Genomic DNA, 717 nt, shown 5'->3' on the forward strand with positions numbered 1-717 from the left:
GCCGGTGCGGTAGTAATAACAACGGACGCTGCGCCAATGAATGAACTTGTAACGAATGAATACGGCTTTATCGTTCCTGCATTTGTCTGTGGCAAACAGAGACTTAGTAATGAGTATTGCGTTGCTCGTAATGACTTTAAAAATACAATAAGAACGGCAATAACGACAGATGCAAATACGTTACTTGCAATGTCAGCAAAAGCAAGACAAGCATTTATAAAACGGGACGCTGAATTTAAGAATAAAATAAACCAACTTATCAATGTACACCTACATTAAAGAATACAAGCAAATACATTCCGGTCAGGACATATACATTCTTGCTTCTGGTGCTTCAATGGATTATATGTCGTTCAGTTTCTTTGACGGAAAAATCACAATAGGTCTTAATAAGATGTATAACTTTTATAAATGTACTTACATTATCGTAAAAGATATTGTTACAAAAAAGGAATTTATACAACATTACACCGCTGCAAAGAAAGCAGGGAGTAAATTCATTACAACGGATATACATAACGGAGCAACTCACTTATTCAAAACAAAACGTGATTATATTGTTGTTCCTGTTGGCGAATGGGGCGGATTCGTAAAGCCATCGCTACTCGATACCGATACTTTTGTAAATAGTCATCTTACAATTACAACTGCTATTCATGTGGCTTATTATTTGGGTGCGAAAAATATTATCTTAGTAGGTGCGGATTGCGGATTGTT

The 717-nt window shown here is 36.0% G+C and carries 2 protein-coding genes; both read left to right on the top strand.

All coding sequences use genetic code 11. The annotated features are described in order from the left end of the window. On the top strand, positions 1 to 279 hold a 279-nt coding region (locus tag JU82_RS02530), incomplete at its 5' end, for a hypothetical protein (RefSeq protein ID WP_037946151.1). A 58-nt stretch (positions 280 to 337) separates the two neighbouring features. Then, on the top strand, positions 338 to 717 hold a 380-nt coding region (locus tag JU82_RS02535), incomplete at its 3' end, for a hypothetical protein (protein WP_294892025.1).

The sequence above is a fragment of the Sulfuricurvum sp. MLSB genome, from assembly GCF_000747095.1.
Taxonomy (GTDB): Bacteria; Campylobacterota; Campylobacteria; order Campylobacterales; family Sulfurimonadaceae; genus Sulfuricurvum.